The organism is Paenibacillus agricola (assembly GCF_011440305.1).
Lineage (GTDB): Bacteria > Bacillota > Bacilli > Paenibacillales > NBRC-103111 > Paenibacillus_S > Paenibacillus_S agricola.
Window position 1 is genome coordinate 1 of the sequence record NZ_JAAOIW010000020.1, and the last position, 18,164, is coordinate 18,164.

Annotated in this window: 19 protein-coding genes and 1 pseudogene; 7 read left to right on the plus strand and 13 right to left on the minus strand. The window is 45.3% G+C overall.

All coding sequences use genetic code 11. From position 1 onward, the window contains the following. Positions 1–372, plus strand: a 372-nt coding sequence (locus tag G9U52_RS41490; RefSeq protein WP_311764964.1) for a transposase, incomplete at its 5' end; no start/stop codon positions are given. Between the two features lie 410 nt (positions 373–782). On the opposite strand, the gene G9U52_RS32590 is transcribed toward G9U52_RS41490, so the two are convergent. The 3 genes from G9U52_RS32590 to G9U52_RS32600 all read right to left on the minus strand — a co-directional run bounded on the left by G9U52_RS32590 (position 783) and on the right by G9U52_RS32600 (position 3,525). Then, the gene (locus G9U52_RS32590; protein WP_166155583.1) at positions 783–1,256 is read right to left on the minus strand and encodes a cupin domain-containing protein; all 474 of its coding nucleotides are present in this window, start codon (positions 1,254–1,256) and stop codon (positions 783–785) included. A 210-nt stretch (positions 1,257–1,466) separates the two neighbouring features. Further along, complete coding sequence (locus G9U52_RS32595) at positions 1,467–2,474, minus strand: oxidoreductase (protein ID WP_166155586.1); 1,008 nt, start codon at positions 2,472–2,474, stop codon at positions 1,467–1,469. Between the two features lie 67 nt (positions 2,475–2,541). Further along, the gene (locus tag G9U52_RS32600) at positions 2,542–3,525 is read right to left on the minus strand and encodes an SDR family NAD(P)-dependent oxidoreductase (protein WP_166155588.1); all 984 of its coding nucleotides are present in this window, start codon (positions 3,523–3,525) and stop codon (positions 2,542–2,544) included. An 86-nt stretch (positions 3,526–3,611) separates the two neighbouring features. Here G9U52_RS32600 and G9U52_RS32605 point away from each other — a divergent pair, with 86 nt between their 5' ends. After that, positions 3,612–3,968 (plus strand): TetR/AcrR family transcriptional regulator, encoded by a 357-nt coding sequence (locus G9U52_RS32605; protein WP_166155590.1) that lies wholly within the window; start codon positions 3,612–3,614, stop codon positions 3,966–3,968. Between the two features lie 371 nt (positions 3,969–4,339). On the opposite strand, the gene G9U52_RS32610 is transcribed toward G9U52_RS32605, so the two are convergent. Beyond that, positions 4,340–4,765: an ester cyclase gene (locus G9U52_RS32610; protein ID WP_166155592.1), complete on the minus strand. Its 426-nt coding sequence runs from the start codon at positions 4,763–4,765 to the stop codon at positions 4,340–4,342. 399 nt (positions 4,766–5,164) lie between these two features. Next, positions 5,165–5,842 carry a TetR/AcrR family transcriptional regulator gene (locus G9U52_RS32615; protein WP_243767692.1) on the minus strand — a complete coding sequence of 226 codons (678 nt, stop codon included), beginning with the start codon at positions 5,840–5,842 and terminating at the stop codon, positions 5,165–5,167. Between the two features lie 97 nt (positions 5,843–5,939). Between G9U52_RS32615 and G9U52_RS32620 the strand changes: the two genes are divergently transcribed. The 3 genes and pseudogenes from G9U52_RS32620 (at position 5,940) to G9U52_RS32630 (ending at position 8,732) form a co-directional block, all read left to right on the plus strand. Then, the gene (locus G9U52_RS32620) at positions 5,940–6,821 is read left to right on the plus strand and encodes a ketopantoate reductase family protein (RefSeq protein ID WP_166155594.1); all 882 of its coding nucleotides are present in this window, start codon (positions 5,940–5,942) and stop codon (positions 6,819–6,821) included. Between the two features lie 118 nt (positions 6,822–6,939). Continuing rightward, positions 6,940–7,518 (plus strand): annotated as a pseudogene (locus tag G9U52_RS32625) (NADP-dependent oxidoreductase); the annotation flags it as partial. A gap of 284 nt (positions 7,519–7,802) precedes the next feature. Next, complete coding sequence (locus G9U52_RS32630) at positions 7,803–8,732, plus strand: SDR family NAD(P)-dependent oxidoreductase (RefSeq protein ID WP_166155596.1); 930 nt, start codon at positions 7,803–7,805, stop codon at positions 8,730–8,732. 756 nt (positions 8,733–9,488) lie between these two features. Here G9U52_RS32630 and G9U52_RS32635 read toward each other — a convergent pair. Together G9U52_RS32635 and G9U52_RS32640 are read right to left on the minus strand one after the other, a co-directional pair. Continuing rightward, complete coding sequence (locus G9U52_RS32635) at positions 9,489–10,811, minus strand: IS4 family transposase (RefSeq protein ID WP_166155598.1); 1,323 nt, start codon at positions 10,809–10,811, stop codon at positions 9,489–9,491. Between the two features lie 246 nt (positions 10,812–11,057). After that, the gene (locus G9U52_RS32640) at positions 11,058–11,900 is read right to left on the minus strand and encodes an NAD-dependent epimerase/dehydratase family protein (RefSeq protein WP_166155600.1); all 843 of its coding nucleotides are present in this window, start codon (positions 11,898–11,900) and stop codon (positions 11,058–11,060) included. Positions 11,901–12,018: 118 nt separating this feature from the next. Between G9U52_RS32640 and G9U52_RS32645 the strand changes: the two genes are divergently transcribed. Continuing rightward, positions 12,019–12,855, plus strand: coding sequence for a helix-turn-helix transcriptional regulator (locus G9U52_RS32645; protein ID WP_166155602.1), 837 nt, complete (start codon positions 12,019–12,021; stop codon positions 12,853–12,855). Between the two features lie 220 nt (positions 12,856–13,075). Here the strand turns inward: G9U52_RS32645 and G9U52_RS32650 are convergent, their stop codons facing one another. Further along, positions 13,076–13,834 carry an SDR family oxidoreductase gene (locus G9U52_RS32650; protein ID WP_166155605.1) on the minus strand — a complete coding sequence of 253 codons (759 nt, stop codon included), beginning with the start codon at positions 13,832–13,834 and terminating at the stop codon, positions 13,076–13,078. 173 nt (positions 13,835–14,007) lie between these two features. Here G9U52_RS32650 and G9U52_RS32655 point away from each other — a divergent pair, with 173 nt between their 5' ends. After that, entirely contained in the window at positions 14,008–14,931 is a 924-nt protein-coding gene (locus G9U52_RS32655) for an AraC family transcriptional regulator (protein WP_166155608.1), read from the plus strand. Between the two features lie 212 nt (positions 14,932–15,143). On the opposite strand, the gene G9U52_RS32660 is transcribed toward G9U52_RS32655, so the two are convergent. From G9U52_RS32660 to G9U52_RS32680, 5 genes are all read right to left on the minus strand, one after another. Then, a complete protein-coding gene (locus tag G9U52_RS32660) occupies positions 15,144–15,695 on the minus strand; it encodes an HIT family protein (protein ID WP_243767694.1) in 552 nt (183 codons plus the stop codon). A gap of 42 nt (positions 15,696–15,737) precedes the next feature. Then, positions 15,738–16,169 (minus strand): GNAT family N-acetyltransferase, encoded by a 432-nt coding sequence (locus G9U52_RS32665; RefSeq protein WP_311764965.1) that lies wholly within the window; start codon positions 16,167–16,169, stop codon positions 15,738–15,740. 65 nt (positions 16,170–16,234) lie between these two features. After that, positions 16,235–16,645, minus strand: coding sequence for a GNAT family N-acetyltransferase (locus G9U52_RS32670; RefSeq protein WP_166155614.1), 411 nt, complete (start codon positions 16,643–16,645; stop codon positions 16,235–16,237). Between the two features lie 94 nt (positions 16,646–16,739). After that, entirely contained in the window at positions 16,740–17,129 is a 390-nt protein-coding gene (locus G9U52_RS32675; RefSeq protein ID WP_166155617.1) for a hypothetical protein, read from the minus strand. A 416-nt stretch (positions 17,130–17,545) separates the two neighbouring features. After that, positions 17,546–18,118, minus strand: a complete 573-nt coding sequence (locus tag G9U52_RS32680) for a DJ-1/PfpI family protein (protein WP_166155620.1) — start codon at positions 18,116–18,118, stop codon at positions 17,546–17,548. Positions 18,119–18,164: the final 46 nt, after the last annotated feature.

Consider the following 18,164-nt stretch of genomic DNA (forward strand, 5'->3'; position numbering starts at 1 on the left):
TTCAACGATAGCCACGGCAATGAAATCCGTGTCGTAACGAATCTCATGCATCTTTCAGCCGAACAAATTGCTGGCATGTACAAGTCACGTTGGGGCATTGAAGTTTTCTTTCGATGGATCAAGCAAAATCTGAATGTGCCTGTCTTGTTTGGTACCACGAAGAATGCCGTATTTAACCAGCTGTTTGCTGCACTGATGACCTATGTGGTCTTGAGATGGTTATATAATTCTTCAAAAACTTTCGTTATTTCTTGCAAAATCATACCCATCATCCGTTTCACTGAACAAGTTCAGCAAAACCAGTTACAGCTTGAATGGCTCAGAGCCTCTATTCAAGTATTGGAGAAGCACTCTTATTTGTGGAATCGCTAAAATCCAGTATCTGGTTGATCAACAGGCGTGTACCACGGGTTATAATATTCTCACCCATCTGCCCGGGCTCGACGTGAAAACCTGCACTTCGTAGTTCATCGAACAACTCCGAATGAATGAAATGAACCTGTCGAAGGTTGGGTTGAATCGGGTTTTGAGCAACTCGTGAACGATGCTTTACAGTCTTTCCCATGTGTGCGTCGTCTTCCACCCCCAGACCAGCAAGAAGCCTAATGACCTCCACAGTCTCTTTGCTAAAAGTATGCGTTGCACTACGGCTGACTGACACAACTTCTCCAACTTGAGTTTCAAGGTTACCAAATAACGGGACAATGCAGATTTAGTCCTGGACTGTCCCGTTTCTTTTTGTTTGATTAATTATATGAAGTCCAATAGACAGGTTCCAAATGTTAACGGGATTGCTGAAGCATTGGAGGTCCAATAATCAGAGTGTCATTCTGCTCGGCCAGTCGCCCAATCTCCTCGAGTGAATGTCGGCTGATTTCAGGGAAGAAATCGTCAATACCGCCAGGTGCGAAGGTGAAGAGGATACGTCCCATTTCGGATCGGACGTTAGCCCACGCATGAGGTACGCCACGAGGAACCACGACGCTCGTTCCGGGAGTAGCTTCAAATTCCTCCTCTCCACATTGGAAACGGAAAGTTCCTTCAAGAATCTCGAATATCTCTTCCCGTTCCTTATGAATATGCTTCGGAGGACCAATCAAAGCCGGTACACGCGCTTCAACGACAGTTATCGCTCCTCCAACTTGATTGCTGTGGATGCGAATGGCCATTTGTTCGCCCGGCATCGTATCGAACCATTCGAGATCCTTCGCGAAAGTAACGGCTGCTCCGGTTACGGCTTTATTTGTCTGTTCCATCTTTCATTCTCCTTTACTCTATCCGTTTTTTTCTACAAGCATGAGATATAAATGCTAGGTAATGCTTTCCCGTTTATCCGTTTAAGATCTAAGCTAAATTAGTCAAATGGACACGAACAATCGGCAAAAAGTGACTCTGGATCGCTTCGTCTCTAAGACCGTTTGAATGCCTTCAGCCAGTACGGGCGTTCTGCTGCCTTAGCATTTCTTCTATATTGCAAACCTTAAACCTATCAGTTGTTCACTAAGGCTCCAGAGTCGATCGGCCGCCTCGGGGTCGACCGCATATGGCATCACGCCGGAGTCCGTTAATGTCGAATTGTTGTCCAAATGAAATTCGGACTCAGCGTCTTGTCCCAGAGGGGCGATATCGCAGTTCTCGCAATAGACGCCGCCCATATTTTCAAGCTGTGGGTTCGTCGCACACCATACGCTGGTAGCAGCCCCTTGCCCTACCGTCTTAAGATTTTTCGCCGGGTCGAGGACCGGCTGCCCGTTCTCATCGATGACACCCGCCGTATGCAGTTCCTCCTTCGAAAGATGTTTTTCGAGACCGGTGCCAACGATGCTGCCCGGATGAAGGGAAAAGGCGCGTACGCCATCGGCCTGGCCACGTTTGTCGAGCGCGACCGAGAAGAGAATGTTGGCCGTCTTCGACTGACCATAGCCCGCCCAGCGGTCATAGTTGCGTCGTTCGAAATTGGGATCATTGAACACGACAGGGGAAAAGTGATGCCCCCAAGACGAAACTAAGACTACCCGTGCGCCGTGCGCCTTGCGCAGCGCGGGCCAAAGCCGCGCTACAAGCTGGAAATGGCCCAGATGGTTCGTAGCAAATTGCGATTCATATCCTCGCGAATCGCGTGTCAGGGGAGATGCCATAATGCCTGCGCTGTTAACTAGCATGTGCAGCGGCTGGCCGGAGGCAAGAAACTTCTCTGCAAAGGCATCGATCGAGGTAGGGTCTAGCAAGTCCATCACTTCAATTTCGATGCCGTCGATGTCCGCAAGCGCGGTCTCGGCTTTGTTTCGATCACGCGTCGGGACTATGACCTTGGCGCCAGCAGAACGTAACACACGCGCGGTCTCAAGACCAAGTCCGGAATAGCCACCGGTGACGATGGCAATTTTGCCGGATAGGTCGATACCCTTGATAATGTCTTCGGCTGTCGAGGAAGCTCCAAAGCCGGAACCGATAGGTGTTTGGTTAGTAGTCATAAAAAAGATCTCCTTTAAATGTTTTTATGAAAAATATAACTTAATTTTTATAGAGCTGATTAAATGTTTATTTGGAGAGTCCCGGAATTGATCCAATGTGCAAGAGATCCTCGCTAACGGTCCAAAGCATTTCGGCCGCTGTTTGATCGATGGCCCATTCACGTACGCCAGTCATAAGCTTGCTATCCGCAGGAACAATAGCCGCGATGTCGCAGTTCTCACAGTAAACTCCGCCTTTTCCCTCTAACAACGGACTCACTGCGCACCAAATGGATGTGGCAGCGCCTTGCTCGGCAGATTTGAAGCCTTCGGGAGATATGAATTCGCTGTTTTCTCCTCGGCGAACACCCCAGGCAGCTAATTCCTCATCGGTCAGGTGACGAGTCAAACCGGTGAGAATAGCGCCGGGATTGACGGCAAACGCGCGAATACCGTGCTCTTTGCCCCGTTTATCAAGTTCGACCGCGAAGAGTGAGCATGCGGTCTTCGATTCTCCATAGGAGATGTCCTTGTCATATGGCCTCTTGGTGAAATTCAAATCGCTTAAATCGATCGGCCCTAACATGTGGCTGATCGAAGAAAGTGTGATTACTCGGGAATTTCCGGATTTTATTAACGCTTCCCATAGCCTAGCCGTCAGTTGAAAATGCCCTAAATGATTCGTCGCGAAGTGGGTATCGAATCCACGAGCGTCTTTAATCACCGGGGGGTTTGCAACGCCTGCATTATTTATAAGAATATCAAGCGCCCGGTTGGACTTCAGAATATCGGCGGCGAACTGATCAATGGATTTAGGATCGGCGAGGTCGAGGTGAATGACCTCGACGTTTTTCATTGTCGAGAGCTTGTCTTGTGCCTTATTAATGTCGCGTGCACCTACGATGACGGTGGCTCCTGCATTGGACAGAACTCGCGTCGTTTCTAATCCAATACCTCCATGACCGCCTGTTACTATCGCAACTTTTCCTCGGAGGTCGCGGCCGGCAAGTGCTTCTTGGGCGGTTGTTTGCGGCCCGAATGCCGAATGTAAAGGTTTTTGGGCTGATGTCATCCTAACAGGTCTCCTTATTTACAATTTAGACAAAAAACTTATTTTGTCTATTCGTATATATTATACGACTAGACAAAGTTTGTAAAGTGTATAATAATAAATTCATAGACGATAAAAAGAAGCTTCATATTCTATCCGTTGCGTTGGACATGTTCTTCAAGTATGGCTATAAGCGAGTGTCAATGAATGAAATAGCAGAGGCTGCCGGTATTTCGCGTGCGGGTCTCTATTTGCACTTTAAGAGCAAGGAGGAGGTTTTTAATGCAACGATTCTACATTATGGCGACTCTCTTCTTGAAGAAATAGTGGCAGGGCTTTCTTCCAAGAAAATGCCCGAAGACAAGATTTTATATGCGTTCGAAGTGTGGTCTATAAACAATTTCGATCAATCGTTGAACTCGCCGGAAGTAAAAGAAATGCAGAGAAATTGGCGCATCTTTTAACAAGCGCATCGCGCGGGTTCAAAATTGTCGCCAGAAACTCGTTGGAGCTTCGCCAAATGGTTGAATTTGCTCAGGATTATTTAGGTGCCTACGCTAATTGAAGTTTGCGCCGCCGGAGATGCACTAAACTGAAGTCACCAATTAAAATGAAACTAAGGCTGCCGGCTACTGGCAGCCTTAGTTTCATTTTTGACTGTGGTGTTTTCGCCGAGACTGAAGATCAAAATGCGGGGATGGTACTACAATTGTTACTCAATGAGCTTCTATGACATTCGCTGCGGAACCGTTGTACCCATTCCTCCGCAATGCCAACGGCTAATTGATCAAATACGAATGGGCCAACCTACATTATGGCCGCATCCGCTGCCTTGCTACTTTACGGGCTTCGCGAGCTGCTGAGAGAGCTCATATGCGCTTCGCTCGACCCAGTTGTGGGCGAGCTTGCCATCGCGAACTTCCCATACCGCGATGCCGGAGAGCTGAATCGGGCGATTGTCGGGTAGGGAACCGAGTACACCTTGGTTGTACCCCGTGACTACCCAGCGCGACACGACGCGCGTGCCGTCGGCGCCGCTGAACATGTCGAGGCTTTTCAGCTTTATGTCGCGGATCTTAGAGGTGAAGGCGCGTGCCCAATCCTTGAAGGCAGCGCGACCCATGACGTCACCACCTGGGTTCGAGAGAATGAAGTCATCAGTGCAGAGACGATCGATCGCGTCGAGGTCCTGCGGAAGGTTGTAGACTTTGGCCCAGAACTCCGTGAGAAGGTCTTCGCCGAGACTGCCGAATAAAGCCATCTGTCATAATCACCTCAGGGATATATTGGTTTAGCTCTTACAGGACTGAAGCAAGAATCGCAAAGGCCGACGCAAGCGACATGCCCCAGTACCCCGAACAGTATTATCATCTCCACCAGAATGAAAATATATGTTCTCCATTCAACTCCTATCTAAGAGAATCTTTACTTATAAAAAGTGGTGTTAAACTCTCGTTACTTTAATAGAAAATGTCAAATTTTTCTTAGACTGACCATATATCGTTTTATTAACTTTTGATGGTTTTGATAAAGTTTTATTAGCTTTAATTAATTGATTAATTGCTTTACATACGTGCCTTAAAAGAAATGGATGACCTCCATAATCATGTGTTAGAGCTGCACATACAATAATTTCAACTCTAGTCCGACTGGGTGAGCATTAACCTAAAGGTGCTGTCGGAGAGTCGTTTAAATATTCATCGCAATTGCGATACAGCCCCAGACCGTTCATTACATAGGGACGAACAATGTCTACAAGTAAATCGGTTCGATCCTTTTCCCCAACAATTAACCAATAATGTGCAGCGCCATAGATCGCTGAGCCTGTCATGGCCGAAATGATCTTTGTATGATGGCGGTCTGCTATATGGAGGCTATCCCCTTTCAAAAATATGCTTTCTATTATTTGCTGCAACATCTTCTTTACTTTTTCATCCACAGCAGTAGATTGGGAATCCAATCTGCATATCTGATAAAATTTTACGATGTAGTGGTGTGTCAGCAAGATCAGCTGTCTACATATTTCACCTGTAAACTCCCGCGCATTCAACACTTGTTCGGGAATCATCTCGTGAAAAGCCTGTTCCGTTATTTCTTCCAGCAAAGCATATTTATCTTCATAATGGGCATATAAGGTGGCGCGGTTAATGGTAGCTCTCTGTGCGATATCTTTTATGGTTATTGCATCAAATCCTTTATTCCGCAACAAATCTCTAAATGCTTCCCTAATTAACTGTCGTGTGCGCAAAACTCTTGGATCTTTCTGATTTACCATATCTATATCCCCTTCTAAAACATCAAATATCATATTCTGTTGCTTAAGCAGCTTTTCACTCAATCTGCTGATTGAAATCATAATAATGCCGTACTATTATAGTATCAGACAGGTGTTGCTTAAACAATCTGTGACTAGTTACCTGAAAGGAAGGATAATATTGAACATCAAACAAAATAGACTTTTGATATTTGGCGCCGGTGTGATTGGCAGTGTATATGCACTCAGATTTGCACAGTCGGGACTGGACGTCACATTGCTGGCCCGAGGAAAGAGGCTGGATGTACTTAAAAGGAACGGACTGCGATACAACGATAATGGAACGATAAAGCAAATATCTATCAAGACGATAGAAAAGCTTGCAAACGATGACATCTATGATTTCATCTTTGTTCCTGTACGATATGATCAGGCAGAATCTGCCCTGTCTGCGATCAAGAATAATCAGAGCAAAACAATAATCACCTTGACCAACACCATTGGTTATGACCCCTGGCTTGAAATCGTGGGTGATCGGTTACTTCCAGGATTCCCGGGTGCAGGTGGAGACATCAAAGAAGGTGTACTATACGCCCAATTCGGTTCCAAAACTTTTTTTGGTGAAATAAATGGACAAACGACCGAAAGAGTGAAAGGGCTTGCCAAAATATTTGAAACAGCGGATCTGCATTATGAAATACAGAATGACATTCAAGCATTCCATGTTTCGCATGCTGCGCTCGCTGCAGTCAACAAACATTTCTATACGAATCACGGAATGGTGGATATAGAGACAGCAAGAAGTGAAAGCATTCTAAGCAAGGTCGCCGCAGATATTAAAAAAAATATTCGTCTGGTAGAGCAAGCCGGCATCACGGTAATCCCGCCCGAAACGAAGTCAATGGGAGAATTGCCTGAAAAAGATATTATTTCCCGGTACCGCCAGATGCTGAGTAATGACTTTATCATTGATGTTAAGCTTGGAAACCGTGCTGTCAGCAAAAAAGCAGAAATACTGTTATTAGATGAAGTGTTTCATAAAAAGCTATCTGTTCGACGATGACATCACCATCGGCTCCACAAAGGACGGCAAAACGGTTGATATTCCCCCCCAGTGGGAAAGCAATTAACGGATAATGCCAAATATTTGGCACAGTTAACACAATAGAAACAGCGGCAGTAAATTTCCGGCTCATTTTCAATTGCCGCTTGTGCTTGGTAATGAAGTAGCCGGCATCGTAAAAGAGGTTGGCGAAAAAGTTCGTCATTTCAAGCCGGGGGATCGTGTCATGGGCATGGTTCAGATGGGTTCCTGCATGGACTATGTTGCGGTGGAGGAAGATCTTCTTACCGTTATCCCTGAGAGTCTTTCCTTCGAAGAGGCAGGCGCCGCGCCTACGGTTGCCCTGACAGCTTGGCAAGCGCTGTTTGAGCATGACCGTCTTCAACCGGGCCAACTTATCCTTGTTCAAGCCGGCGCCGGCGGCGTGGGACATGCGGCGGTCCAGATGGCCAAGCAACATGGAGCATATGTTATCGCAACCGCGAGGGACTATAATCATGATTTCGTCAAAGGACTCGGCGAGGTGTTCAACTACACGAAAGTCGACTTTGCCACCCAAATAACAGATCCTGTTGATATCGTATTGGATTCCGCTATGGACCAATCCACGTTCGGTACCGGGGTACCGGGAGAAATCGGAAAGAAGAACTACTCGGTCATCAAGGATGGCGGAACCTATATTTCAGTGGTGGCATTCGGGAAAGTTTGGATGAAGTAATCCAAATGAGTTGGGATGCTATAAAGTTTAATCATTTTTTGGCATTAAATGAACGAACATTCAATTATTAAACGTAACGTTTAATAAAATAAAGGAATGATTTGTATGTGACCATTGAAGCCTGCCTGCCGACGCCGGTTCTCCAAAACGCTCAATATTCACATTTTATAACGATCTTGTCGTCAGCGATGCCCAGTCATTTCTATTCTATAAGCTAAATGTATGGGCGCCGAATAAATCTAACGTAAGGGAAGGAAATCACAATGTCTGAAACTTCACTTATCACCACGCCATTTGATGCCTCGTCCACTGCCAGCGATGTTGTTGCGGGTATCGATCTCACCAACCGAAGAGCCATCGTTACCGGCGGAGCGTCCGGAATAGGCATTGAGACGGCCCGCGCACTAGCTGAGGCGGGCGCCCATGTAACGCTGGCTGTTCGCGACCTCGAAGCTGGCAAGCGCGTCGCCGAAGATATTGCTGCAACTACCGGCAATCAGCTCGTTGAGGTGGCTCTGTTAAACCTAATTGATCGGTCGTCGGTGGCCTCGTTCGTGGCGTCGTGGGATGGACCGCTTCACATATTGATCAACAACGCCGGCGTAATGGCAACGCCAGAGACGCGAACGCCTGAAGGCTGGGAACTTCAGTTCGCCACCAATCATCTGGGACATTTCGCGCTGGCTAATGGCCTTCATGACGCATTGATGGCGGCCGGTAGTGCCCGCGTCGTATCGGTTAGCTCCGCAGGCCACCTCCGTTCACCGGTCGTGTTCGACGATATTAACTTCCTACTTCGTCCCTACGATCCATTTCTTGCTTATGGGCAATCCAAAACTGCTAACATACTATTCGCCGTTGAAGCTTCGAAACGCTGGGCCGACGATGGCATCACAGTTAACGCGTTGATGCCAGGTGCCATTCATACTCCAGGGGTTGCCGGCTTACAAATCACTGCCGAGCAGAGGGCGAGCGGCCAGGACTTCGTATGGAAGACACCCCAACAGGGAGCAGCTACCTCTGTACTGTTGGCAACCTCGCCTCTGCTCGACGGTATCGGTGGCCGATATTTCGTGGACTGTAACGAGGCCGGACCCCATGTGCCCGGAACTCGAACCGGCGTCGCTTCTTACGCCCTTGATCCCGAAGCGGCCGCGCATTTGTGGCAGGTGTCAATTGACGCGCTGTCCTAGCCATTGTTCGACCCACTGCTTAGTTCTAAGCTAAGTGGGCAAAAACCAGCGTAGTTGAGACGAAGTGCAGATTGATGGAAATTATTGATAAATGTAAATTAAAGCGCCTCATGTAGGGGCGCTTCTTCTGGGAAAATTATGACGTACGCGTGATGGGTTTCGTCTTTAAACTCCCATGGAAGAACGCTATTACTTCCATAATCTGTGAAGAGTCTGGTTTTTTGATGTTATGGTAATTTCTTAGCGTACGATTTTTTCCGTTTCGTGAAGCGACCCCTTGTTGGTGAAACTTAACTATGCAACTGGATAGGTGTATCACCATGAGACACAGCAGCTCTAACTCGTGGCTTGCGAATTATTCAGTACTTGGGAACTGTGGCGAGCAGCTTGCGTAGAGGAAGTGATTTGAGTAATTCGCTGATTTTGATTAGAATGCATAGTGTAGTCTCCTTGGAATGTATTTGGATCTGTCGCTGGCCAGCAACTGGGACCCATTAACATCATACCAAGGAGTCTTTTTATTCTTCAAAACTCATATTTCTCCATAATAGGAATGCTGCCCGTTAGCTGAGCGAAGGGCTACCACGCGGCCAATGTCATTAAGTTAAACTCAAGATAAAACCGGGAATAGAAATGAAATCCGAAACGGCATGGGAAAAAGACCTGTGCCGTTTGTTTTTTGTGCCAGCAAGAAAAAAAGTGTACAGCAAACAAACGGATGGAATATCCGCTAAAAAAATGGTCATGTGAAACGAATTATGCTACTCTGTAGACGAAGCTAACAGCTGATTTATAGCGGATTTTGCGCGTATTCTGCTGCCCTTTGCGAACGGGTCGAATCGGCAAAATGTTTTTGCGAATCAGTGCTTCAACATTAGGCAGGGGTTCATCACCTCTTGAGCGCAGGAAATGTCTACAAACGTGAACGGCGACCGTGAAGTTAACTTGGTATTGGTGCCGTTTTTCCATTTGGGAAATGACGACGTGCGAGGTCATCATTTCAGCGAAATTGTACATAATCATTCTTGCAAAAATCTCTTGGATGATGGACTCTCGTCTCTTCGCGTGAAAACTCGTCAGACCGACAGTGTATTTTAATGCTCTAAAAGAGGTTTCAATGCCCCAGCGCATGTTATAAATGGCTTTGAGTTCCTCGGGTGGGAAATAAACGGCAGAAAGATTCGTAATGACGGTTTCATAAGTTCCACTCGGCAGGACGAAACGAACAACCCGAAAGGAAATCGGGTGAAAAAAGTTCTCATGCAAATCTAAAAAATCAAAGGTAGACGAGGAAGGGACGTACTTGTAAATCTCGGGATGAGCCTTGACCGCTTTTGTTTGTTTTTTGGTGAGTATCAGATGAATGTTTCGATCAAATTCTCCGCCAGAGGGCAAACACAAGCCCGAAAGAATACCACTCGAATCCAAATCTTTTACCCGTATGACATAGTTCCATCCTTTGCGTTCAATATGCGCGAAATTGTTGTAACTTTCATAACCTCGATCGGCAATAACAATGGTTTTGCCCTTGATGGGGGAACGGTCGACCATAGCAGCCAGCGCCCTTCCCTCGTTACGCAACCTTCGCGGCTGAACATTGGCATCTACGTACAGTCTGTTGCAGAGGTCATAGGCTGCGTTCAAATGCAGAAGGTTATAGCCTTTCGTGTTAGGTTGGCTTTGAAAGTAGGTGTCTGTGTCCGCAGGGTCCGTTGCGATATGCAAATCCGAACCGTCAATGGCAATTAATCGATACCCTCGGTAGTCCTTGATATCCGTATGCGACTGCGTAAATTTGTGAAACAAGCTTTCCACAGCAGACGGCAGGATTTTATTTCTCTGCTGGACAAAAGCAGAAGTGGTTGCGGTATTTACGTCATAGCCTTGTGATTCCAAGATCTCCTTGTATAAGCTGTTGCCACCCATGGAGATCAGGAGCTGCATGACCGTTTCAAAGGGAAGCTTTTTCTTTCGGGTAAAATCTTTTTCAGGGTTTTTGACATAAGGTGCTGGTGCGGCTGACATTTCTCGTATGAAGGATGTCAGCGTTTCTTTTAGCGAATTTGCGTACTCATTCATTGGCGATACCTCCTCGTTTTTCAAGGGGCTTCGCCACACATTTATACCTACTTGTCAAGTCTTATTTCTCTTTTTCGTGCAAAAAAATGAGCGGGCTATCTTTTTCGATAACCTGCTCTTTTTATTGATTTTTGTGCTGGGCCTTAACTTAATGACATTGACCACGCGGCAGCCCTTCTGACATTGAATTATCGTAACCCTTTAGTTCAACAGATCAAAATGACTACTCGGGTACCTTCAATTTTATTAAAGTGCACCTGCATCTCTTGCCGAATAGAAAGACGGGAAAATCGGTCGATAATGTAATTCGTCTCTTATACGCGTTGTATCGACAATCATGTCCCATGGATCAAAATCCTGTTGCAGCGCTTCTGACGAAATTTCGCTATTATGAAGCTGAGCCAACTCCGCAACGGAGATCGGCGCATCGTCGGCAACATTGTAGATTCGGCCATCAATACCTGATGTGGAAGCTGCGAGCATCAGGGCTTGACTTACATCCGCATGGTGTATCATATGCATTCGTTTGGCTGGATTCCAATTGCGCATAAACGGAAGAAATTCTATGATATGAGGGTCTCGCTCGCCATAGACAAAAGGAAGCCGTACTATACGCAGTCCCAATCCCTGTTCACGGTGAAGCTGGAGCAGAGCCGCTTCGGCCGCGACTTTGGTCTGAGGATAAGGAAATGCAGGCCTAAGCTCGTCATCTTCACGGTTTGGTCTTGAATGATTCCCGGAGCCGTATACATTATTGGTGCTGGAAAAAACAAATTTTGGCACATCCGCTTGTAGCGCAGCGCGTGCTAGAGCTATACTGCCATCGATGTTTGAGATTCTGGTGGTGTTCTCGTCGACCCCACGGAACTGTGCTGCCAAGTGAATCACAGCATCAGTACCCCGGAGAGCGTCAATATAATCGTCCGGCTGCAAAAGATTGCCTTCAATAAGTTCAGCTCCCTGCTGATGAAGCCAATCCGCCTTTGCAGCGTCCCTAACCAACACTTTAACATGATGACCCCGCTGTAACATACGCGGAACAAAACGACTTCCTACTTTACCTGTGGCTCCTGTTACAAAGATGTTCATTTTTCAAATCCTCCTAGGTTTTGTTTGACGATATACTGCATTATAATAGAACGTGCAAGTAGCTACCTTCCTGCGTTTATCGTATGATTGGAAGTATCAGGATAAGGAGGAGTTACAAATGGAAGAGATTTCTTCCAGAGTGTCGTTAGGTGAATTTTTGCGTTCGCGTCGAGAACGTCTTACTCCAGAAGATGTAGGGTTAATATACTATGGACGACGACGGACCCCGGGGCTTCGAAGGGAAGAAGTGGCCCAGCTTGCCCATATCGGAACATCATGGTATACCTCTTTGGAACAAGGCAGAAGTGTCAATCCATCAGAGGATGTACTAAATAACATAGCAAAAGCGCTGCGATTGACTGAGGATGAGCGCCGCCATCTCCATCTTCTTGCAAGACCGCTACAATTGGAAAAGGTAGAAGATCAGCAATTAAATGCAGGATTGGAGCTGATGATCAAGGCTCTTGAACCGAATCCGGCGCTCGTGCTAGGTAGATGTTGGGATTTGCTGCTATGGAACAAAGCAGCTGAGTTCGTTTTCCAATTGCCGTCATTTTCGAGTCATATGCAGCACAGACCCAATTGGATGAGACGTTTTTTGACGGACGCCAAGCTGAGATCGGACATAAAGGATTGGGAAGCCAAAACACAAATCATGATTGCACGCTTTCGTGCGGATTACGCACACTTCCCTAATGATACGAGGTTTAAGGAGCTTATTGAGGAATTTATGCAGATCAGCCAGCCGTTTCGCGAGATATGGCCGCTACATGACGTTCAGGTCGCGACAGATCACCACAAACGAACGTACGATCCTCGTATCGGAGAGATGGAGTTTGAACATGTGACCTTGCAACCGCCGACCAATCCGGATCTGAAGATCATGATTTATACAGCTTCAACAGATACGGCCGCGCGTTTGCAAAGTTTAATGAGCACACGGGAGCATGGATAAGTCACTTGTGACTTGCGTTAGGGACTTCACTCAAGAACCGTGATTGCACGCCCGTTCGTAATGTGAACTGCGGCAACCCTTCTGGTATTCAGTCTCGTTCTCCGTTAGCTGAATGCCGGGCAAGTACAATAGCAAAAACCTCCCAATTCATTTAATAGTCCTATCTTTACTTGAATTGGGAGGTTTTAATCTATTTAATTAATTGGCTGACCTAGAGGAGTTAACCCTGCGCAGTGGGACGGACAATAATCTCGCTCACATCAACATCGGCCGGCTGCTCGATCGCGAACGCAATAGCGCGAGCAATCGCATTAGGCGATAACGCGAACTTTTCCACGGACGCTTCGAGTTGGACTCTCATCTCCGGATTTGTCACACCTTCGACAAAGTTTGTCCTAACGAAGCCAGGCGAGATGATCGTCACGCGCAGCTTATCGCCTGCCTCCTGGCGCAAACCCTCGGAGATGGCGCGCACGGCGAACTTCGTGCCGGAATAGACCGACTGGTTCGGTACAGTCTTATGTCCAGCAGTAGAAGCGGTGTTGACGAAATGTCCGAAGCCCTGCTTGCGAAAAACAGGTAGCGCTGCGGCGATGCCGTACAAAACACCTTTAATGTTTACATCGATCATATCCTCCCAATCCTCAACGCGTAGGTCATCGAGGGGGGATATTGGCATAACGCCTGCATTATTGACCAGAACATCAAGCTTGCCGAACCGTTCGCATGCCAGCTTGACGAGGTCGGTTAGGTCGTCGCGCTGTTTTACGTCTGTCCGTGCATAAACGACTTCACCACCCATTTTCGCGATGCGAGCCGCCACAGTTTCAAGGCGATCCAATCCGCGTGCCCCAAGCACAACCTTCGCGCCTCGCTCAGCTAGTAGAAGCGCAGTCGCCTCGCCAATTCCGCTACTTGCGCCGGTAATTGCGATGACCTTGTCTTTGATTCCCGTCAAGAAGCTCTCTTCAAAACTCATATCCTAATCCTTCTTTCTTTTACTTATTGTCGAATGCTCTCCTTTGGCTTACCTAGTAAATTATAGATAGTTCCCATTCGAAACAGGTAGACTATTCATGTCCGTTCCTTGCCTAATCCTATCCGAATTGCTAAACTATGCTCATCAGACTGCATGTGAAAGGAATGGTGAACATGAACCAACTCATTGCTCCACCTGCTATTGCGACCTATCAACAAGAACTGGCTATGCTGATTCAGCGTCATTCCCCAGCGGACGGCACGTACGCTTCAGCTCTGCCTGAGCTTCGTTTCAGGCGCTCATCCCATGTATCGGAGCCGGTACATTCCATTAACATGCCGTCTCTCTGCGTTATCGCACAAGGCTCCAAGACCGCCACATTGGCCGGAGAAAGCTACCAGTATGATGCGGCCACTTATTTAGTCAGCTCCGTTCATCTTCCGATTATCGGAAAGATTACTGAGGCCACTCCACAAGTCCCCTACCTGAGTCTTCAGTTAGACTTTAACGCAGATATCATTCTGGATATCGTCAAGGAGACCAATCAGAAATGGAATGGGAAGACGGAACGTGCCATCTTAGTAAATAAATTCACCCCCCCGCTGCTAGATGCTGTACTCCGGCTTGTCAGACTTTTAGATACGCCTGGGGATATTCCGATCCTTGCGCCGCTCATCATCCGTGAGATTCTTTATAGGTTGCTGCAAGGCGAGCAGGGAGAGTTAATTAAGCAATTCGCCTATATCGGCAGCCAGGCCTATCGCATCTCAAAAGCGATTCATCTGATTAACAGTGATTATGCCAAGCCTCTCCTGATTGAAGAATTGGCGAAGGAAGTAAACATGAGCCCCTCATCCTTGCACAAACACTTCAAAAAGGTAACCACTTTGAGCCCCCTGCAGTATCAGAAGATCCTCCGACTACAAGCAGCACGCCGTTTGTTGCTTACAGAATCTTTGGACGCCGCTGATGCCGGCTTTCGCGTCGGTTACGAAAGCCCTTCCCAGTTCAGCCGGGAATACGCCCGAATGTTTGGACTTCCGCCGAGTAGCGATGTCAAGCATTTACGTAATCTATTAAATGTACCGGTTATTTAAAGTCAGTACCACGTTGAAATCAAAACCAAAAATGAATAATGGCAAATAGGGGAGGACCAATTTTGTCCTCCCCCTATCCAAATCTCCTGCCCGTTACTTCAACCAACTAAAGAGAGGCTGCTCACGACAAGCTCCTTTATTATCGGATCCCTTTAGCTTAATAAGCCATACACAATAATACCTTCAACGGCATATCCCTACTACATATCATACTAAACATTTTTCCGAATCCAAGAACGTAACTTTTCTGCATATAAATGGCGTTCATCTGGATCAGTCTGATAACCCTTCGTCAGGTAAAGTTGATCATTCTCATATCTTGGATAAACATGGAGATGGTAATGCCACACGTCTTGATTGCCAGCAGGCTCATTATGTTGTCTCGTGGAAATCCCATCACATCCATATGTGCTTTTCATCGCAAGCGCTGTTAGTTGGGCCGCGCGATGAATTTCAGTAGCATACTCCGCAGGAAGTTCGTATATGTTCTCGAAGTGTCGATTCGGGACAACAAGAACATGCCCTTTATTGTTTACCCACCACTTGCTCGCGATAAAGGCAGTTACGTAATCATTCTGGTAAATGATATCTCTCTGTTTCGTTCCCTGATTAGGTCGTTCGATACCAGAAACAACACGACAAAATGGACATTCGTATCCTTCGGGCTTATGCGAGTATGCATTCATTTTTTCAATCGACTCCCTCCTATTTTTTTCAATGGAATATAACAGTCCAATGTATCCTCGGTTCCCTGTCTTCTTCATACATGATCCCTACGAATACTCCACTAATCCGTTATCCCAGCTCTAATACTTTTTCTTCAACAAAAGCTCGTCATCTTTAACATAGTTGCAATGTTCATATGTATTAATTGCAGCCTCGTTACCTCTACCTGTTAATACTTTTATACTTTTCACTCCACGTGCTATAAGGTTTTCTTCCAGACAAGAAATTAATGAAGCAGCAATTCCCTTTCTTCGAGCGGCTTCTTTAACATACATTTCGGTAATTTCTCCTTGAAGTTCTTTATAACAGAATGATTGAAAACTTTGAGCACAGCCAAACCCAACGACATTATCACTTATTACGGCTACCGCAATCAATTCATTACTTTTATTCAAGCTTTCTATTATTTCTGCTGAAGGTCTTTTGTCGCCTCCGTTAAACTCTTGATTGAGTCTTGAAAGTGCCTCTGCATCCTTTGAGGTTGCCAATCTTACCCTTGAAACCATATTCATTCTATTCACCTTTTCCCAAGACTCAAATAACACTACTGTTACTTATTACCGTAGAAACCAGGGGATTAGATAAACCTTTTAGTCAGCAGGATTTCCAATGGCTCATTTTCAAGTAATAAACACCCTGCATCCCGATAACCCAATTTTCTGTAAAAGTGCTGGGCCTCTTCGTTAGCTAAGGTAGATGTCATCACTAGTTTAAAACCCTTTTGCTTCATTTCATCTTCCCAAAAAAGAACCGCTTGCTTCCCTAAACCCTTACCTCGAAATTGTTCATCGACCCAAATCATATTCATAAAGGGTATGTTATCCCAAAAATATCCGTGCCTCATCCATCCAATGTTACTTTCATCTTCGTTTCTTAGTATATATATTTCATTCCCCTTTATTTTCGGCAATATTAAGCTCTCTAGAATATGATGATCACGATCACGAATATATCCATAGTCTGAATCAATTGCTCCAACAATTCTCATATGCATTCCCTCTTTTAGTCACATTAACAATATCCAATTAATAAGGTCAGATTCCAATCATTGTAATCTGATCCTTTATCAACCTTCCAAGTTCTCATTTTATTAAATTACTTGTTCTTAACAGACTTATTATGTTGCTTGCAATTTCGATTGACTCATAATCTTTATTAAATTCATTTTTAAATGAATCGACGAATACTTGTTTAATGGTTTTACTAAGCGAAATATTGTCAATATCTTCAAGATGCTTGGTAATATAAATGGTAACTGTTCGGGTTTCACCATCATACTCATCTATTGGACAATCCATTGCTAATAATTGAATGGGATCCCATTTGTCAATATGGTGCTTCACTACATCTATGATTGGCTTAGGATCATAGCCAAGCGTACTTAAATATACATTTTCTCTTTTTATTTCTTTCTTAACACTCCAAAGTAGATAATTTAATTCCGTCACTTTTGACACTGCTCGAAACTTCATTAATCAACACTCCTAAAATGATAAAGCATATTTTTAAATGTTATGGAATATCGCGTGGCTGCCTGATGCTCCTATTAAGCTAAATGTAATATTAGCCATCCAGCACAAAACCAACACTGCACACAGAGGATGAAAACGAATTTTCATGGTAGCCATATCTGGATTTAGTAATAACCCCTTCAACTAGTTATATTTGCATCAAGCGTTTTTTGAACCCCCTCTGATCTGTCGAATAACCCATTGATTCGTAAAATTTATGTGATGATTCACATTTGCATGAAAATTAGACTCTGTACCAATAAAATCAATGAACAATTCGGATAGTCCACCAACATCATTTATATCTGCCTTTCTAATCGTAAGCTGTATCATTCACCGAGTTATTCTCCTTGTTTTGAAATGTTCAAAAAACCTTGTCATTTTCTCGCCATATAATAGGGATAATCCATCTTTTCTTGAACTTGTCGAACTACCTCATCATTGGTAAGTGACTCTACGAAATACAAACCTAAATCGATGGAAGCAGATACGCCGCCGCCTGTAAAAATGTTGCCATCCCTTGCATAACGTCTCTTAACAACTTCGGAGCAATAAGGTGCTAATAAGTCATATGCTGAAGGATTTGTTGTCGCTGTTTTCCCATTCAAAAAACCCGCAGCACCCAAAATCAAAGCCCCCGTACATACAGACACTTTATACTCTACATCTTGTGCGGTCTGAATCCATGAGATAAAATCAGAATCATATCTAAGTTGCCTCGTAGATAACCCTCCTGGGATAAATATTAAATCATACCCCGACAGGTCAGGGGAAATATGATTAATTTTTATAGTCAATCCTCGATCATCCTTGACTTGTTCCTTGTTTGAACAAAAATCCCACGACACGTTTTCTTTTGCTTTTAAAATCCCCATCCATGTTACCGCTTCATAAAAACCAACAAAATCTAACATAGTCATCTTGTCAAACAAAATAAAAGCCATCTTCATCTTTAAGCACCCGACCTTTCATCATATATAACAAAAAAAGCATCTG